Annotated in this window: 13 protein-coding genes; 8 read left to right on the top strand and 5 right to left on the bottom strand. The window is 71.3% G+C overall.

The annotated features are described in order from the left end of the window. The first annotated feature begins 66 nt into the window (after positions 1-66). The 6 genes from iolD to ACN20J_RS18575 all read left to right on the top strand — a co-directional run bounded on the left by iolD (position 67) and on the right by ACN20J_RS18575 (position 10,804). Positions 67-1,962: a 3D-(3,5/4)-trihydroxycyclohexane-1,2-dione acylhydrolase (decyclizing) gene (gene iolD, locus ACN20J_RS18600; protein WP_361919619.1), complete on the top strand. Its 1,896-nt coding sequence runs from the start codon at positions 67-69 to the stop codon at positions 1,960-1,962. Positions 1,963-1,976: 14 nt separating this feature from the next. Further along, on the top strand, positions 1,977-3,479 hold the full coding sequence (mmsA, locus tag ACN20J_RS18595; protein ID WP_189837725.1) for a CoA-acylating methylmalonate-semialdehyde dehydrogenase: 1,503 nt from the start codon (positions 1,977-1,979) through the stop codon (positions 3,477-3,479). Positions 3,480-3,735: 256 nt separating this feature from the next. After that, the gene (locus tag ACN20J_RS18590; RefSeq protein WP_419666354.1) at positions 3,736-5,166 is read left to right on the top strand and encodes an APC family permease; all 1,431 of its coding nucleotides are present in this window, start codon (positions 3,736-3,738) and stop codon (positions 5,164-5,166) included. A gap of 116 nt (positions 5,167-5,282) precedes the next feature. Next, on the top strand, positions 5,283-7,931 hold the full coding sequence (locus tag ACN20J_RS18585) for a CocE/NonD family hydrolase (RefSeq protein ID WP_419666353.1): 2,649 nt from the start codon (positions 5,283-5,285) through the stop codon (positions 7,929-7,931). After that, positions 7,928-8,875 (top strand): ABC transporter permease, encoded by a 948-nt coding sequence (locus tag ACN20J_RS18580; RefSeq protein WP_419666352.1) that lies wholly within the window; start codon positions 7,928-7,930, stop codon positions 8,873-8,875. Before ACN20J_RS18585 ends, ACN20J_RS18580 begins: the two co-directional genes overlap by 4 nt. A 216-nt stretch (positions 8,876-9,091) precedes the next feature. Beyond that, on the top strand, positions 9,092-10,804 hold the full coding sequence (locus ACN20J_RS18575) for a YfbK domain-containing protein (protein ID WP_419666351.1): 1,713 nt from the start codon (positions 9,092-9,094) through the stop codon (positions 10,802-10,804). A gap of 447 nt (positions 10,805-11,251) precedes the next feature. Here the strand turns inward: ACN20J_RS18575 and ACN20J_RS18570 are convergent, their stop codons facing one another. The 3 genes from ACN20J_RS18570 to ACN20J_RS18560 form a co-directional block, all read right to left on the bottom strand. Further along, positions 11,252-13,009 (bottom strand): hypothetical protein, encoded by a 1,758-nt coding sequence (locus ACN20J_RS18570; RefSeq protein WP_419666350.1) that lies wholly within the window; start codon positions 13,007-13,009, stop codon positions 11,252-11,254. A gap of 127 nt (positions 13,010-13,136) precedes the next feature. Beyond that, a complete protein-coding gene (locus ACN20J_RS18565; protein ID WP_419666349.1) occupies positions 13,137-13,745 on the bottom strand; it encodes a chorismate mutase in 609 nt (202 codons plus the stop codon). 52 nt (positions 13,746-13,797) lie between these two features. Further along, a complete protein-coding gene (locus ACN20J_RS18560; protein WP_361993185.1) occupies positions 13,798-14,382 on the bottom strand; it encodes a TetR/AcrR family transcriptional regulator in 585 nt (194 codons plus the stop codon). A 153-nt stretch (positions 14,383-14,535) separates the two neighbouring features. On the opposite strand from ACN20J_RS18560, the gene ACN20J_RS18555 reads away from it, so the two are divergent. Together ACN20J_RS18555 and ACN20J_RS18550 are read left to right on the top strand one after the other, a co-directional pair. Further along, positions 14,536-15,339: an SDR family NAD(P)-dependent oxidoreductase gene (locus tag ACN20J_RS18555; protein ID WP_189837732.1), complete on the top strand. Its 804-nt coding sequence runs from the start codon at positions 14,536-14,538 to the stop codon at positions 15,337-15,339. Between the two features lie 127 nt (positions 15,340-15,466). After that, positions 15,467-17,386 carry an AMP-dependent synthetase/ligase gene (locus ACN20J_RS18550; protein ID WP_419666348.1) on the top strand — a complete coding sequence of 640 codons (1,920 nt, stop codon included), beginning with the start codon at positions 15,467-15,469 and terminating at the stop codon, positions 17,384-17,386. Positions 17,387-17,470: 84 nt separating this feature from the next. On the opposite strand, the gene ACN20J_RS18545 is transcribed toward ACN20J_RS18550, so the two are convergent. Both ACN20J_RS18545 and ACN20J_RS18540 read right to left on the bottom strand, forming a co-directional pair. Further along, positions 17,471-17,881 (bottom strand): rodlin, encoded by a 411-nt coding sequence (locus ACN20J_RS18545; protein WP_055614979.1) that lies wholly within the window; start codon positions 17,879-17,881, stop codon positions 17,471-17,473. Positions 17,882-18,077: 196 nt separating this feature from the next. Beyond that, complete coding sequence (locus ACN20J_RS18540; protein WP_200398075.1) at positions 18,078-18,491, bottom strand: rodlin; 414 nt, start codon at positions 18,489-18,491, stop codon at positions 18,078-18,080. Between the last annotated feature and the right edge of the window lie 62 nt (positions 18,492-18,553).

Raw genomic sequence — 18,553 nt, 5'->3', positions numbered from 1 at the left:
GTTCAGACGTATGACGTGGCGGATCTGCTTCCACCCGGGACACGAAGAAAGCGCAGAGGGCTACCGATGACAGAGCCGACGTCAACGACGACAAGGCTGACGGTCGCGCAGGCACTGGTGCGGTTCCTCGCCGCCCAGTACACGGAACGCGACGGCGTGCGACGCCGCCTGGTCGACTCCACCTGGGGCATCTTCGGACACGGCAACGTCGCCGGGCTCGGTCAGGCGCTCCTGGAGTACGGCGACGAGATGCCGTACCACCAGGGCCGCAACGAACAGTCCATGGTCCACGCGGCCGTCGGCTACGCGCGTCAGTCCAACCGCCTCTCCGTCCAGGCGGTCACGACCTCCATCGGGCCCGGCGCCACCAACCTCGTCACCGGCGCCGCCCTCGCCACGATCAACCATCTGCCGGTGCTCCTGCTGCCCGGTGACATCTTCGCGACCCGCCCCGCCGACCCGGTCCTCCAGCAGCTCGAAGTCCCGTACGCGGGCGATGTGTCGGTCAACGACTGTCTGCGCCCGGTGTCGAAGTACTTCGACCGGATCACCCGCCCCGAGGCCCTGATCCCGGCCGCGCTGCAGGCGATGCGGGTGCTCACCGACCCGGTCGAGACGGGTGCCGTCACGCTCGCGCTGCCGCAGGACGTGCAGGCGGAGGCCTTCGACTGGCCCGAGGAGTTCTTCGCCGAGCGGGTCTGGACGGTCCGCCGTCCGGTCGCCGACCCGGAGGAACTGGCCGCCGCCGTAAGGGCGATTCGGGACGCCCGGCGCCCCCTGGTCGTCGCGGGCGGCGGGGTCCACCACAGCGAGGCCGAGGACGCGCTCAAGGAGTTCGCCGACCTCACCCGCATCCCGGTCGCCTCCACACAGGCCGGCAAGGGCTCGCTGACCTGGGACCACCCGGCGGACGTCGGCGGCGTCGGACACACCGGCACCGCGACCGCCTGCGAACTCGCCCGCACCGCCGACCTGGTGATCGGCGTCGGCACCCGCTACACCGACTTCACCACCGCCTCCGGCACCCTCTTCACCGCCCAGGGCGTCCGCTTCCTGAACATCAACATCGCGTCCTTCGACGGCCACAAGCTCTCCGGACAGCCGCTCATCGCGGACGCCCGCACGGCCCTGGAGTCCCTCACCGAGGCGCTCGCGCTGCACGGCCACCGCGCCGAACCCGCGTACGTCACCGAGTACACGGACGACAAGGAGCGCTGGGAGTACCGCGTCGACGCCGCCTACGAGGCCGAGGACCCGGACATCAGGCCCACCCAGCCGCAGGTACTCGGCCTGCTCGACGAGATCGTCACCGGCGACGACATCCTCATCAACGCGGCCGGCTCCCTCCCCGGCGACCTGCACAAACTCTGGCGCGCCCGCTCCCGCGACCAGTACCACGTCGAGTACGGCTACTCCTGCATGGGCTACGAGATCCCGGCCGCCATCGGCGTACGGCTCGCGGCGCCCGACCGGCCCGTGTGGGCGCTGGTCGGCGACGGCACGTATCTGATGATGCCGACGGAGATCGTCACCGCCGTCCAGGAGGGCATCGCGATCAAGGTCGTGATCCTGCAGAACCACGGGTACGCGTCCATCGGCGGCCTCTCCGAGTCGGTGGGCGGCGAGCGGTTCGCGACCGCCTACCGCCACCGGTCCGAGGACGGCACCTACACGGGGCGCCCGCTGCCCGTGGACCTGGCCGCCAACGCGGCCAGCCTGGGCATGCGGGTCCTGCGCGCGAAGACCGTGCGCGACCTGCGGGCGGCCCTCGCCGAGGCCCGGGCCGACGACACTCCCACTTGTGTCTACGTGGAGACCCAAACGGCAGACACAGTGTCGGGCGCGCCCCCGGCCCAGGCCTGGTGGGATGTTCCTGTGGCCGAGACCGCGACCCGACCGTCGGCGGTCAAGGCCCGTGAGCTGTACGAACGGCACGTCTCCACCCGGCGCCGCCATCTGTGAAGGAGCACTCGGTCATGACGAAGATCGTCAACCACTGGATCGGCGGCAAGTCCGTCGAGGGCGCGTCGGGCACGTACGGGCCGGTGACCGACCCGGCGACCGGCGCCGTGACCACGAAGGTCGCCTTCGCGACCGTCGACGAGGTCGACGCGGCGATCGCCGCCGCGAAGGACGCCTACGCGACCTGGGGCACCGCGTCGCTCGCCAAGCGGTCCACGATCCTCTTCAAGTTCCGCGCGCTGCTCGACGCCCACCGCGACGAGATCGCCGAGCTGATCACCGCCGAGCACGGCAAGGTGCACTCGGACGCGCTCGGCGAGGTCGCGCGCGGCCTGGAGATCGTCGACCTGGCGTGCGGGATCACCGTCCAGCTGAAGGGCGAGCTGTCGACCGAGGTGGCCTCCCGGGTCGACGTCGCCTCGATCCGCCAGCCGCTCGGTGTGGTGGCCGGCATCACGCCGTTCAACTTCCCGGCCATGGTGCCGATGTGGATGTTCCCGCTGGCCATCGCGTGCGGCAACACCTTCGTGCTGAAGCCGAGCGAGAAGGACCCGTCGGCGTCCGTCAGGCTCGCGGAGCTGTTCGCGGAGGCCGGGCTGCCGGACGGCGTGCTGAACGTCGTCCACGGCGACAAGGTGGCCGTCGACCGTCTCCTGGAGCACCCGGACGTCAAGGCGGTCTCCTTCGTCGGCTCGACCCCGATCGCCCGCTACATCCACACCACCGCCTCCGCCAACGGCAAGCGCGTACAGGCCCTCGGCGGCGCCAAGAACCACATGCTGGTCCTCCCGGACGCCGACCTGGACGCGGCGGCGGACGCGGCCGTCTCGGCGGCCTACGGCTCGGCGGGCGAGCGCTGCATGGCCATCTCGGCCGTCGTCGCCGTCGGCGCGGTCGGCGACGAGCTGGTGGAGAAGATCCGCGAGCGCGCCGAGAAGATCAAGATCGGCCCCGGCAACGACCCGACCTCCGAGATGGGCCCGCTGATCACGGCGGCCCACCGCGACAAGGTCGCCTCGTACGTGACGGGCGCGGCGGCCCAGGGCTCCGAGGTCGTCCTCGACGGCACGGGCTACACGGTCGAGGGCCACGAGGACGGCCACTGGATCGGGCTCTCGCTGCTCGACAAGGTGCCGACGAGTTCGGACGCGTACAGGGACGAGATCTTCGGCCCGGTGCTGTGCGTGCTGCGCGTCGACACGTACGAGGAGGGTGTGGCCCTGATCAACGGGTCCCCCTTCGGCAACGGCACCGCGATCTTCACCCGGGACGGCGGCGCGGCCCGCCGCTTCCAGCTGGAGATCGAGGCGGGCATGGTCGGCGTGAACGTGCCGATCCCGGTGCCGGTGGGGTACCACTCCTTCGGTGGCTGGAAGGACTCCCTCTTCGGGGACCACCACATCTACGGCAACGACGGCACGCACTTCTACACCCGCGGCAAGGTCGTCACGACCCGCTGGCCGGACCCGTCGGAGGCCCCGACGGGCGTCGACCTCGGCTTCCCGCGCAACCACTGACCCGCAGCCACCGAGCACCCTCGCCCACCCGCGTCAGGCCGTCCGGACTCCGGACGGCCTGACGTTTTTTTGACGCCCGCGCTGCGGTTCCCGTACGGGCGCCGGACGAGCGGTGGCTTGCGGATCGATGCCGTAAACAGCAGTGAAGTCGCCTTCGGGCTACGGATTTCGTTGCCGAGGAACCATTGACGCGATGGTTTTCGTCGGGGTTCGATGCTCCGCAATCCGCTGTACGAGTCGATCGGAACCGCCGCGTATGACCGACACGCTCCGCCCCGTCCAGCCCTCCGCCGCCCCCGCCGCCGAGGCACCGGACGCACCGGACCTCCCCGCACCGGACGGCCCCCGGAAACTCAAGCGCTCCATCGGCGTCGTCGGCGGCACGCTGCTCACGATCTCCTGCGTGACGCCCGCCTCCACGCTCTTCGTGGTCGTGCCCGACCTGTTCTCGACCCTCGGCACGGCGACCGCGCTGACCATCGCCGTCGGCTCGCTGCTCTGTATCGCCGTCGCGTTCTGCTACTCCGAGCTGGGCACCCTCATCCCCAGCGCGGGCGGCGAGTACGCCATGGTGTCGACGCTGGCCGGGCGGCTCGCGGGCTGGCTGGTCTTCGTGCTGTCGCTGCTCGTCGTCATGATCGTGCCGCCGGTGATCGCCATGGGCACGGCGGACTACCTGGCGCCGGTCATGCATCTGAACCCGTCCATGGCGGGTGCGGGCGTGATGCTGCTCGCCACTCTCGCGGGCCTGCTCGACCTGCGGGCCAACGCCTGGATCACCGGCGTCTTCCTGGTCCTCGAAGTCGTCGCGGCGGCCGTGGTGGCCGTCCTGGGCTTCGCCCACAGCGAGCGCGGCGCGGGCAGCCTGGTGTCGATGGAGGTGGCCGGACAGGGCGGGCACACGGACACCGTTACCGCGATGCTGGTCGTCTCCGGGCTCGCCATCGCCCTCTTCGTCACCCAGGGCTTCTCGACCGCCGTCTACCTCTCCGAGGAGATGGAGAACCCGCGCCGCAACGTGGCCCGCACGGTCCTGGCCACCCTCGCCATCTCCGCGGTGATCATCCTCGTACCCGTGATCGCGATCACCCTGGGCGCCTCGGACCTGGCCGAGCTGACCGGCGGTGACATCAGCGGCATGGTCGCCGCCTGGTCCAACTCCGCGGTCGGCACCTTCGTCAGCCTCTGCGTGGCCCTGGCCATCATCAACGCGGGCATCGTCATGGTCATCCAGAACTCCCGCGTGCTGTTCGCCTCCGCCCGCGACAAGGCCTGGCCCGAGCCCGTCAACAACGTCCTGTCGAGGCTCGGCCGGTTCGGCTCCCCGTGGGTCGCCACGCTCCTGGTGGGCGTGCCCGGCGCGGTCCTGTGCTTCGTCGACCTGGACACCCTGTACGGCATCACCGGCGTCTCCGTGACGGGCATGTACCTCCTGGTCGCGGTCGCCGCCCTGCTCGCCCGCCGCGGCTCCCACGCACACACGCCCGCGTGGCGAATGCCACTCTGGCCCGTGCTGCCGGTCCTCCTGATCGCGGTCCTCGCGTACGTGCTCACCCAGCAGGAGACGAGCCACCTCCTGTGGACGGGCGGCATCACCGCGGCCGCGACCCTCTACTGGGCCCTCTATCTGCGCCCGCGCAGGGAGAGCCGCTGGCTGGTGACGGTCCCGGAGGACGCGCAGGCCTGAACTCCCGCGTACCGCACCTGCGGTACCCCACGGGGGTCCCGTACTCCCGTGGGAGGGGTGGGGGTTCAGCCTGGAAGCTGTCTGGGGCCGACAGGTACGGCCCGTACTGTTGACGCATGGATCTTCGACTGCCCGCACTGCGGCGGCCCCGACGGTGGATCGCCGCCGGGGCCGCCGTCGTGGTGCTCGCCGGCGCCGGCACATGGAGTGCCGTCGCCTCCGACGGGGCACCCGCGGTACACCGCACCGACCAGCTCATCAGCACGGGCGACGGGGTGAGAATCGACACCTCGTACTTCACCGGTGACGGCTCCGGACGCCGGCCCGCGGTCCTCCTCGCGCACGGCTTCGGCGGCAGCAAGAAGGACCTGCGCACCCAGGCGGAGGACCTCGCCCGCGACGGGTACGCGGTCCTGACGTGGTCGGCCCGCGGCTTCGGCAGATCCAACGGGAAGATCGGGCTGAACGACCCCAAGGGCGAGGTCGCCGACGCCTCCAAGCTGATCGACTGGCTGGCAAAGCGCCCCGAGGTCCAGCTCGACAGGACCGGCGACCCGCGCGTCGGCATGGCGGGCGCGTCCTACGGCGGCGCGGTATCCCTGCTCACGGCCGGGACCGACGACCGCGTGGACGCCATCGCCCCGGCGATCACCTACTGGAACCTCGCCGACGCGCTGTTCCCGAACGGCGTCTTCAAGAAGCTGTGGGCGGGCATCTTCATCAACACCGGCGGCGGCTGCGACAAGTTCGAGAAGCAGCTGTGCGAGATGTACAACCGGGTCGCCGAGTCCGGCACACCGGACGCGGCGGCGACGAAGCTCCTTCAGGAGCGCAGCCCCGCCGCCGTCGGTGACCGCATCAAGGTCCCCACGCTCCTCATGCAGGGCCAGACCGACTCGCTCTTCCCGCTCGGCCAGGCCGACACCGCGGCGAAGGCGATCAAGGCCAACGGCGCCCCCGTGGACGTCGACTGGATCGCGGGCGGGCACGACGGCGGCGACATGGAGGTCAGCCGTGTCCAGGCCCGTACCGGTGCGTGGTTCGACCGCTATCTGAAGGACGAGAAGGGCGTCGACACCGGCCCCGCCTTCCGGGTCACCCGGACCCTCGGCCTGGGCTCCGGCGACGGAGAGCCCCGGCTGGGCAGCGCGACCGAGGACACCTACCCCGGCCTCACCGGCGGCGGGCGCACGATCGCCCTGACCGGTCGCGAGCAGCGCTTCGACAACCCGGCCGGCTCCAGCCCGCCCGCCATCTCGGCCCTGCCCGGCCTCGGCGGCGGTGGCCTGTCCCAGCTGTCCTCCCTCGGCGTCGGGGTGTCCCTCGACTTCCCCGGCCAGTTCGCCTCGTTCGAGTCGGCGCCCCTGAAGGAGGACCTGCAGATCACCGGCTCGCCGACGGTCACGGTCCACGTGAAGTCGACGAGCGAGGACGCGGTCCTCTTCGCGAAGCTGTACGACGTCGGTCCGGGCGGCGGCGCCCAGCCGGTGCTGCCCTCGCAACTCGTCGAGCCAGTCAGGGTGGAGGGCGCGAAGGCCGGCAAGGACGTACGCATCACCCTGCCGGCGATCGACCACGAGGTGGACGACGGCCACCGGCTGCGCCTGGTCCTCGCCTCGACGGACCTCGGCTACGCCTCACCGACGGCCCCGGCGACGTACACCGTCTCCCAGGCCTCCCAGAAGAGCGGCCTGACCGTGCCCGCGCCGCTCGGCGGGGACACCGCCGCGGCGGCGCTGCCCGCCTGGGTGTGGTGGCTCCCGATCGCCGGCGCCGGGCTCGCGCTGGCCCTGCTGCTCTCCGGACGGCGCCGCACGGCGACGCCCGCCCCGGACCCGGCCCAGGCCGAAGTCCCGCTCCAGATCACCGACTTGAGCAAGCGGTACGCCAAGTCGGCGGACCGCTACGCCGTGCGCGACCTCACCTTCCGCGTGGAGAAGGGCCAGGTCCTGGGCCTGCTGGGACCGAACGGCGCAGGCAAGACCACGACACTGCGCATGCTGATGGGCCTGATCAAGCCGGACGCCGGAGAGATCCGCGTCTTCGGCCATGTGATCCGGCCGGGCGCGCCCGTGCTGTCACGCGTCGGCGCGTTCGTCGAGGGAGCGGGCTTCCTGCCGCACCTCTCCGGCCGCGAGAACCTCGAACTGTACTGGCGGGCCACGGGCCGCCCGCCCGAGGACGCCCACCTGGACGAGGCACTGAAGATCGCGGGCCTCGGCGACGCACTGTCCCGAGCGGTACGCACCTACTCGCAAGGCATGCGCCAGCGGCTGGCCATCGCCCAGGCCATGCTCGGCCTGCCGGACCTGCTCATCCTCGACGAACCGACCAACGGCCTCGACCCGCCGCAGATCCGCGAGATGCGCGAGGTCATGATCCGCTACGCGGCGGCCGGCCGAACGGTGATCGTCTCCAGCCACCTCCTCGCCGAGGTCGAGCAGTCCTGCACCCACCTGGTGGTCATGGACCACGGGAAGCTGGTCCAGGCCGGCCCGGTGAAGGAGATCATCGGCTCGGGCGACACGCTGCTGGTCGGCACGGCCACGCCGACGGACGAGCCCGTCGTCGAGAAGGTCGCCGCGCTGCCGGGTGTCGTCTCCGCCGTCCGCACCGACGACGGACTCCTGGTCCGGCTCGACGCGGACGGAAGCGCGCGGCGCCTGGTCGCCGAGCTCGTACGGATGGACGTACCCGTGGAGTCCGTGGGTCCCCACCGTCGTCTCGAAGACGCCTTCCTCACCCTGATCGGAGAGTCCGCATGAGCACGCTGGCCGACCGCGCGGAGGAGCGTGAGGAGCGCGCCGGGAGTGAGGGGCGCGCCGAGGAGCGTGCAGGGGGCGGAGGCTCCGCCCGGCCTGTTGAGGTCGCCGACGGCTACCGCGCGGGCCGCACGCTGCCCCTGAGGGTCGAACTGGTCCGCCAGTTGAAGCGGCGCCGCACGATGGTCATGGGCGGGCTGCTGCTCGCCCTGCCCTTCATCCTGCTGATCGCCTTCCAGGTCGGCGACCCGGGAGGCGGCGGCAACGGCTCCCAGCGGATCAACCTGATGGACACCGCGACCACCTCCGGGGCGAACTTCGCCGCCGTGAACCTCTTCGCCTCCGCGGGCTTCCTGCTCGTCATCCCGGTGGCGCTGTTCTTCGGGGACACGGTCGCCTCGGAGGCCAGCTGGTCGTCGCTGCGCTATCTGCTCGCGGCGCCGGTGCCCAGGGCCCGGCTGCTGTGGTCCAAGCTGGCCGTCGCCTTCGGCCTCAGCCTGGCCGCGCTGGTGCTGCTGCCGCTCGTCGCGCTCGCCGTCGGTACGGCGGCCTACGGCTGGGGGCCACTGCAGCTCCCCGTCGGCGGCACACTGCCCGTCGGGACCGCCGCCCAGCGCCTGCTGATCATCGTGGCGTACATCCTCGTGTCCCAACTCATCACCGCGGCCCTGGCGTTCTGGCTGTCGACGAAGACGGACGCGCCGCTGGGAGCGGTCGGCGGAGCGGTCGGGCTGACCATCATCGGCAACGTCCTCGACGAGGTGACGGCGCTCGGCGACTGGCGCCACTTCGTGCCCGCGCACTGGCAGTACGCGTGGCTCGACGCCGTCCAGCCGCAGCTCGACTGGAGCGACATGATCCAGGGCACGTCTCTGTCCGTCACGTACGCGATGGTGTTGTTCGCGCTGGCCTTCCGCGGGTTCGCCCGTAAGGACGTGGTGTCGTAGGCGGCCCCTAGCCGTCTCTCGGCTGCCGCCTCGTAGCGCCGCTGTTCGGGCCCTTCGGACACCCTCAGGTCTCCGGAGGGTCTCCCACCGGTCTCAACTGCCGTCCACCGTGGCCGCATTGAGATTCATCCGCAACGCCTTGGCCCGCTCCTTCCGGCCGCCTCCGACGTCACAGTCACAGACGTCGACTCAAAGAGGTCACCCGAGGGGGCACGTATGAGGCGCAGCGGACGGCATCAGGTACGGCGGGGAGAGTTGGGAGCGCGGGGTTTCCAACCTGGAGAGGGGCGGCGGGGGTGGGGGCGGGGGCGCCGGGTGCGTGCCGCGTTCGTCGCCGGGAGCGTGGCCGTCGGGCTTCTGCTCACGGCCTGCAGTGGTGGCGGCAGCGACGGGAGTTCGTACGACCGGGGTGGCAGCAAGGCCCGGGACGACAACGGCTTCCCTGCCCCCGGTCCCGTCCGGCCGACCGGTCCCTCGGGCACCGACGACGGCACCGCCGAGAGCGATCAGAAGGGCGAAGTCCGCGAGAGCGCGCCGCCCGCCGACTACCTCTCCACTTTCGCCCTGGACGTCGACACTGCCTCGTACGGCTATGCGCGCCGCACCCTTGAGGAGGGTCGCAGGCCCGACCCGACGACCGTCCGCCCCGAGGAGTTCATCAACAGCTTCGGCCAGGAGCAGGACTACGAGCGCCCGGACGGCGACGGGTTCACGGTCACGGTGGACGGGGCCCGGACGGCCGCCGCGGACCCTTCGCGCGGCGAGGAGGACGCCAACTCCGACACGTTCGGTCAGGAGAACCGGGACTGGCGCTTCCTTCGGGTCGGGCTCGCCACCCGGGAGGCCGAGGACGCGAGTGAACGCCCGCCCGCCGCCCTCACGTTCGTCATCGACGTCTCCGGCTCCATGGCCGAGCCGGGCCGCCTCGACCTGGTCAGGCAGTCTCTGGGCGTGATGACCGACCAGCTGCGCGACGACGACTCGGTCGCGCTCGTCTCCTTCAGCGACGAGGCCAGGACCGTGCTGCCGATGACCCGCCTGGGCGACAACCGCGGCCGCATCCACGACGCGATCGACACGCTCGAGCCCACGGATTCGACCAACCTCGGCGCGGGCGTCACCACGGGGTACCGCACCGCCGTGGACGGCCTGCGCGAGGGTGCCACCAACCGGGTCGTGCTGCTCTCCGACGCCCTCGCCAACACCGGTGAGACGGACGCCGACGCCATCCTCGACCGCATCTCGGACGCCCGCCGCGAGCACGGCATCACGCTCTTCGGCGTCGGCGTGGGCAGCGACTACGGCGACGCGCTGATGGAACGCCTCGCCGACAAGGGCGACGGCCACACCACGTACGTGTCCAACGCGGCGGACGCCCGTACGGTCTTCTGTGACCAGCTTCCGCGGAACATCGACCTCACCGCTCGTGACGCCAAGGCGCAGGTCTCCTTCGATCCGGAGACCGTCGAGCAGTTCCGGCTGATCGGCTACGACAACCGGCAGGTCGCCGACGAGGACTTCCGCGACGACCGGGTGGACGGTGGGGAGATCGGTCCCGGTCACACGGTCACGGCGCTGTACGCCGTGCGGGTCAGGCCGGGGGCGTCGGGGCATGTGGCCACGGCCACGGTGCGGTGGCTCGACCCCGACTCCCGTACGCCGCATGAGTCGACGGGGCAGATCGAGGCGGGCTCCTTCGACGGGGGGCTGTGGGGCGCGGAGACGGCGCGTAGTGGTCTTCAAGTCACCGCGATCGCGGCGTACTTCGCGGACGCGCTTCGCTCCGGCGGCGGCGGTGGCGCTGCTGCGCCGGTCCCGCCCTCGTTGCGCGAACTCGCCGATCGGGCCGACGAGTTGGCCTCCAACACGGAGAGCAAGCCGATCCGCCAACTGGCCGAGACGATCGACCGGGCCGTGGACCTGCCGTAGTTCGTGGGTGCGGGTGGGTGAGGGCGGGGTGCGCGGTTCCTCGCGCCCCTAAAAGATGCGCCTGCCGTTGGGCGGTTGGGTCGGGGCCGCGACGGGGCATCCGATCGCAGCTGTGTCATCCAGCACCTTTTGGTTGCCCATCAGAGGTCGTGCTGCGATCGGAAACCCCGACACGACCCCTTCGCCGGGAGGGCGGCAGCCGGAGGGGTAGGGGGCACTTAAGAGAGGGGCTTACGCCCCTGATCTTTTAGGGGCGCGAGGAACCGCGCACCGAGCGATGACCCACCCGCACTTCGTAGGGGCGCGGGGAACGGCGCAGTCGTGTGTCTTTAGGGGCGCGAGGAACCGCGCACCGAGCCACGACCCACCCGCACTTTCAGGGGCGCGGGGAACGGCGCAATCTTGTGGCCTTTTAGGGGCGCGAGGAACCGCGCACCTAACGTCCACTCACCCGCACAACTCCCTCTCCGCCCGCACAGGATCATTCGGAAAGCGGAACGCCGTCCGCTCCCACGCCCCGGCCGCGTTACGCAAGAACCGCCCCGGCGTAAGCACCCCCCGAGTAGCAGAGTCCAACTCGGCAAGCGCCCCGCACCGCAAGGCACGCCGAGCCGCGGCAACCTCCGCAGGGTCGACCCAGCCGGGCAGAGTCCCAGGCACACCCCGGTCGGCCGCGAGCCAAGCAGCCGGCAGCCGCTTGTCGTGGCCGACCCGCCCGCCCCCGACCCGCTCGGAGTGCGCGGCCAGCGGATAGGCCAGCCCGATCGGATCGAGCGCGGCCCCGTCGAGCGGCACGAGCGACCCGTTGAGGCCCAGCACCACATAACTGGCCGTCATGGAAGGAGCGCCAGGACCCACCGGCGCCGCCACCCGCCCCTCCTTGCCGAACAGCAGCGCCGGCGCCCCGGAGTACCGCGCGGCCCACACCTTCCGCGCGTACTCCATGTGATGCGGGGCCCCCACGAAGGTGTGCCGCACCGGATGCGGATCGGCGTTGTGGCGGACGTACACCCCGCGCTCGTCCGCGATCCCCGCCGGACCGATCTGCCCCCCGTACGGAATCCGCAGCCACCCCGCGCACACCACCGCCCACAGGCCGACCCCGACCGCCGCGAGCGCGCCCACCCGTGTCAGGGGCACCACGAAGACGGGCAACAACATCAGCAGGAGCCCCGGCAGCAGCATCCGCCCGTGCATGAAGTCACCGCCGACCTTGATGACGTACAGCCAGCACAGCACCCCGGCGATGACGGGCGCGAGCACGGGAACGAGTCGCGCGACCCCGCGTTCGGCGAGCCCACCGCGCGCGGGCAGCACCGCCGCCGCCACGAACAGCGCGGGCACCCACAGGAGATAGGGATGCGCGAAGTCCCCGAGATACCCGAAGCCCCGCCCCCACAGACTCTGCGAGGCCTCCTTCGTCACGGCGGGCAGCGGCACCAGATGCCCGTAGTACCCGGCCCGGAACACCTCGTACGCGGCCGGCAGCGCGCCCGCCGCCCCCGCACCCGCGAGCGTGCCCCGCCACGACGGCCGCACGAGCAGCCACTGCGCGCCGAGGAAGACGACCGACACGAGCCCCAGGTCGGGCCGGACGAGCGGTCCGAGCCCGATGACCGCCGAGGTCAGGAGGGAGGAGGGCCGTTTGATCAGCGCCAGCCACGCTCCCGCGATCCAGCACGTCGCGAGCCCCGTCTCAAGACCGGAGGTGGCGAAGTCCCACACAGGCGGCAGGCCGAGCAGCACCAGCGACCCCAGCGGCACGGCCGCCCGACCGCCGTACGTCCGCAGCGCCCCGAGCCCCGCGAACGCGAACCCCACGGCGGTCAGCAGCAGTCCCCCGAGTACCGCCGCCGACACCGGATCCACCCCTGCCGTCCCGGCCGCCACGAGCAGCCACTGCCACAGCGTCCCGGTCGACGACTCGACCCGCTCGCCCGCGTTGAACACAGGCCCGTTGCCCGCGAGCACCTGCCGCACGGTCCGTACGTAGATGTAGGCGTCGTCGGACATCCACCGCCGCTGGAACCCGGCGTACGCCACCACGAGCGCGGGCCCGAGCCACACCGCCGTCCGGGCCCGGTCCGCCCACACCGCCCGCTGCCCCGGCCCGAGCGGCGGTGACACGGCGGTGGGAGCGGAGGAGGAGGACGGCGGGCGGGGCTTCGGGTACGAGGGGTGTGCGGGGGAGTGCGTCGACGTCATGTCCCGTTCATCGGCCCCCGTCAAGCCGAGCTTGACGGGGGAGGCGGCCGGAAGTGGTCCGCGGTGGGCCGAACGGGGGACCGACCAGTGGGAACTGATGTCACGTCAGGTTGCGGCCCGGTTCATGTCAGTTCGTGACGCAGACCGATGGCAGTGCCCGGCCGAGCCCCCGCAGGTGGAGTACGTCCAGCCGGTGCCCGTACGCGGACAGGGTGGCCGCCGCGTACAGGCGTGGCTCGCAGGAGGTGTCGGCGCGGACCTGGGCCGTCTCCTGGAGTGCCGCCAGGAGGCGGGTGGTGATCCGGTCGAGCGCGGGCCGGACCTCCTTGGCCAGGTCGGGGCGTTCGGTGGGGCGCTCGTTGGGGTGGGCGTCCCAGCGCGCGTACAGGCCCCGCTGGACCAGCTTGTTCGCCTCGATCTGGTCGCGGAAGACGGTGGTCACGGAGTGGGGTTCGAGCCCGAGTCCGGCCGCCCGCGCGGCGACGTCGTCCAGGATCTGCCGCTCGCGCGCCGGGTCGTCGATCGGTGACTCGGTGCCGTACTTGGCTGCCGCGACTTTGTCCGCCAGCAGCAGCCGTTCGGCGAACAACTCGGTGAGGGCGCTCAGGCTGGATGCGGCGGTGGCGGATGCGGGGGCGGTCGAGGTGTGGGCGGTCGCGGACGTCGTGGCGGAGACGGTCGCGGTGGCCAGCATGAGAGCGGTGATGAGGGTGGACCGGAGGCGGTGGGGGCGCACGGGGTTCCCTTCGAAGGGGGGCCGGTCGGCGGGAAGTCGGTTCGGAAGGAGGTCAGTTGGCGGCGGACCGTCGTCCCGCGCCGTGCAGCAACGTATCGACGACGAGTGTGGCCAGTGCGTCCGGGTCCTGCTGGGCCTCGGGTCCGTGCAGGGCCTCGCCGATGAGCGCGTAGTAGACGCGCCGGGTCCACTCCAGGTCCACGGAGGCGTCGAGCAGGCCCTCGTCCCGTGCGCGGCCGAGGAGTTCGAGGCAGCGGGCGCCGACCTGTTCCCAGCCCGCCGCCGCGGTTCCGCCCTCGTCGTCGGGGCGGCTCAGCGCGTAGCTCCAAGCCCCCTTGATCCGCAGGACGTTGGCGGTGATGCGATGGAGGGAGACCAGCGGCGGCGCGGTGTCCGGGCGGCCGTCCTCGACGGCCTCCGCGAGTTGGCGTACGGCCGACTCGGCGAGCGCCTCGATCAGTGCCTTCCGGCTGGCGAACCGCCGGTGCACCGTCGTCCGCGCCACCCCGGCCGCCTCCGCGACCTGCTCCATGGACGCGCCGGGGTCGGCGGCGAGCACCCGCTCCGCCGCTTCCAGGATCACGCGCACACTGCGCTCCGCGTCGGCACGCAGCCGCCGGACGGCCGGTTCGGCCATGGGGACCTCCTGAGGGATGTGGGTCAAACGATACGCGAGGGCGGCAGATTTCTCATTATCTGCAACATTGCTGTTGCGATTTTGGGGGGAGCGGCTACTCTTGCGTAGTAGATAGTGCACCCAGAAGCCGCAATAGAAGCGAAAGGAACTGTCATGACTCTCGCTCTCGTCACCGGCGCCTCCTCCGGGCTCGGTGCTGAGTTCGCCGACCAGCTCGCCGCGCGCGGCCACGACGTGGTCCTCGTGGCCCGTTCCGAGGGCCGCCTCGAAGAGGTGGCCGAACGGCTCCGCGTACGCCACGGCGTCCGGGCGCACGTACTGCCCCAGGACCTCGCCGAACCGGACGCGGCCCGGCGCGTCGTGGACGCCCTCGCCGCCCGGGGTCTCGCCGTCGACCTGCTGGTCAACAACGCGGGGTTCGGCACCTGTGGCCGCTTCGAGGACATCGACCCGTCCCGCGACCACGACGAGATGATGGTCAACGTCGTCGCCCTGGTCGATCTCGCCCACGCCCTGGTCCCCGGCATGCTGGAGCGCGGCTCGGGTGCGGTCCTGAACGTCGGCTCGACGGCGGGCTACCAGCCGGGCCCGTACTTCGCGGTCTACAGCGCCACCAAGGTGTTCGTCCTGAACTTCTCCCTGGCCCTGCGCCAGGAGTACCGCGGTCGCGGCATCAAGGTCACGGCCCTCTGCCCGGGCCCGGTGGAGACCGGCTTCTTCGACGCGATCGGCACCCGCAAGGCGGCGGTCGGCTCCTTCACCACCCCGGAACCCGTCGTACGGGCCGCCCTGCGCGCCCTCGACCGCGACCGCGCCTACGTCACCCCGGGCCTCGGAAACGCCCTGGGCGCCCACCTCAACCCGCGCCGCCCGCGCACCCTGGTGGCCGCCATGGCGAAGCTCGTCACCCGCAAGGTCCTGGAGCCGGAGGCCGGGCGGGAACGGGTCGCCGCCTGAGCCCTGCTCTGGTGCTCCGCCCGACAGGGAAATCCCCGAGCGGGTTGAAAATCCCCTACGCGTGAGTAAGTTGACCCGGAAGTAAGTACGCGCCACCGCACAACGCGAGCCGCGACCGGGAGCTGTCATGGGCGTACGCAAGGATCTGAAACGGGCGAAGAAGCTGACCGATCTGGCGGACCGCGCCAAGGTCGGGATCACCAGGGACCACCACGGAGTCGTCCGTGAGGCGCGCATGCCGGCGCTCGCCCCGAAGGCCGCCACCGGCAGTACCGCCGACCTGCCCTTCACCAACGCGGCCGAGGCCCCCGACGCCGTGGTCCTGCGCCGCAGGGAGCACGGCACCTGGCAGCCCGTGACCGCCGCCGCCTTCGCCCACGAAGTCACCGCCCTCGCCAAGGGGTTGGTCGCGGCGGGCCTCGAACCGGGCGGACGCGTCGCGGTCATGTCCCGTACGCGCTACGAGTGGACGCTTCTCGACTTCGCGATCTGGGCGGCGGGCGGCCTGAGCGTGCCCGTGTACCCCACGTCGTCGCCCGAGCAGATCGAGTGGATCGTCCGCGACTCGGACGCCCGTTTCGTTGTTGTCGAGACCGCCGAGAACGCGGAGGCGGTCGCGACCGGTACGGCCGACCACCCCGATCCGCCGCGTGTGTGGCAGATCGACGGGGGAGCGATCTCCGACCTGACCGTGCTGGGCGGCGGTATCGCCGAGGAGGAGGTCACCAGGCGGCGCGCGGCCCTCACCCCGGACACCGTCGCGACGATCTGTTACACCTCCGGCACCACCGGGCGGCCCAAGGGCTGCGTCCTCACCCACGCCAATCTGCACGCCGAGGCCGCGAACACCGTCGAACTGCTGCACCCCGTCTTCAAGGAGGTCACCGGCCAGATCGCCTCGACGCTCCTCTTCCTCCCGCTCGCCCACATCCTGGGGCGCACCCTCCAGATCGCCTGTCTGACGGCCCGTATCGAGCTGGGCCACTTCCCGAGCATCAAGCCCGACGAACTCCGCCCGGCGCTACGGGAGTTCCGGCCCACTTTCCTGGTCGGCGTGCCGTATCTCTTCGAGAAGATCCACGGCACGGGCCGCGCCACCGCCGAACGGATCGGCCGCGCCGCCTCCTTCGACCGCGCACACCGCATCGCCGTCCGCTTCGGCGAGGCGCACCTCGACCGGTTCCTCGGCCGCGGCAAGGGCCCGGGTCCCGGTCTGTACGCGGCCTGGGCCCTGTACGACCTGCTGGTCTACCGCCGCATCCGCAGGGAAATCGGCGGCCGTACGCGCTACGCCATCAGCGGCGGCTCCCCGCTCGACCGCGACCTCAACCTCTTCTTCTACGCCGCCGGCATCATCGTCTACGAGGGGTACGGCCTGACCGAGACCAGCGCCGCCGCGACGATCGTCCCGCCCCTCAACCCCCGGCCGGGTACGGTCGGCCTCCCCGTCCCCGGCACGTCGATCCGTATCGCCGAAGACGGTGAGGTCCTCATCAAGGGCGGCATCGTCTTCGGCGCCTACTGGAACAACCCGGCCGCCACGGATGCCGCCCTGACCGGCGAGTGGTTCGCGACCGGTGATCTCGGGGACCTCGACGAGGACGGCTACCTCACCATCACCGGGCGCAAGAAGGACATCCTCGTCACCTCCGGCGGCAAGAACGTTTCCCCGGCCGTCCTGGAGGACCGTCTCCGCAGCCGTCCCCCGGTCGGCCAGTGCGTCGTCGTCGGCGACAACCGCCCCTATGTCGCCGCCCTGATCACCCTGGACCGGGAGGACCTCTCCCACTGGCTCTACGTCCGCGGGATGCCCGCGGACACCCCGGTCTCCGAGCTCGTTCAGGACCCCCGCATACGCGCCGACGTCCAGAAGGTCGTCGACCACGCGAACCAGGCCGTCTCCCGCGCCGAGTCGATCCGCGAATTCGCCCTGGTGGAAGGCGAGTTCACCGAGGAGAACGGTCTGCTCACCCCGTCCCTGAAGATCAAGCGCCACGCGGTGACAGCGGCGTACGCGAAGGAGATCGAGGCGCTTTACGGAGACTGAGAGCGGTGCACGGCGGCCTGGGCCGGGCATGGGAACAGCGGGCCACCCACGAGGGGTGACCCGCTGTTCGCGCGGCTGCGGAGATCAGCTGCGGTCGGCGCCGTTGCCCGACAGGACCGGGATGTTGTCCAGGATGTGCGACAGCGGCTCGTCGCCCTTGGCCTGGGTGGAGTTCTCGGTGCACTGCTGGTTCTGCGGGGCCGACAGGATCGGCACGTCCTGCAGGACGGTGATCGGCACGGCGCCGATGAGCGAGGCCAGGTTGGCCTTGACCGGCAGGCCGACACACGGCTTGTTCAGCGAGCCCTGCACGAGCGAGAGCTGGGGGCTCATCTTGCCGTGCGTCGCCTGGTTGCCGTACTTCTGGACGGAACCGTTGCCGTTGGCGGTGGTGACGCCGTCGTCGTTGCCGATGGCCAGCGCCTGGGGCGCGCCGGCGGCCGACAGACCGGCGACAGAGGCGGCAATGGCCGCGGTCGCCATCAGCTTCTTCATGTTCGTTCCCTTTCGGAGAATGGCCCCGTGACGGAGCCGCATAATGATCAACAGTGCGGTGGACGGTGCGGTTGCGGGGTTTGCCCCGATTGGCCCACAGGGTTCCTCGGGACCGAAGTTGCGCGCGCCGCCGTAAGACGTGAGAGGGGGCAGCGGACCGCCGTGAGACCGGCGGCCCGCTGCGAGGTGCGGCAGATCAGCTGCGGTCGGCGCCGTTGCCGGAGAGCACCGGGATGTTGGAGAGGATGTGCGACAGCGGCTCGTCGCCCTTGGCCTGGGTCGAGTTCTCGGTGCACTGCTGGTTCTGCGGGGCCGACAGGATCGGCACGTCCTGGGCGACGGTGATCGGCACCAGGCCGGCGAGCGAGGCCAGGTTGGCCTTGGCCGGCAGGCCGATGCAGGGCTTGTTCAGCGAGCCCTGGATGAGCGCCATCTGCGGGCTCATGTCCCCGTACGTCGCCTGGTTGCCGTAGACCTGCGCGGCGTGGTTGCCATTGGCGGTGGTGACGCCACCGTCGTTGCCGATCGCCATCGCCTGGGGCGCGGCGGCAGCCGAAACACCGGCGACGGAAGCGGCGACCGCCGCGGCAGCCATAACCTTCTTGATCACTTGCTGGTCCCTTCTGGAGTAACCCCGTCCACCGGAGCGACCTGGACAACTGCCCCCGGCCC

The organism is Streptomyces sp. 2-1 (assembly GCF_048564895.1).
Lineage (GTDB): Bacteria > Actinomycetota > Actinomycetes > Streptomycetales > Streptomycetaceae > Streptomyces > Streptomyces phaeochromogenes.
Note: the sequence above shows the minus strand (reverse complement) of the source record. Positions and strands in the feature narration are given on the sequence as shown.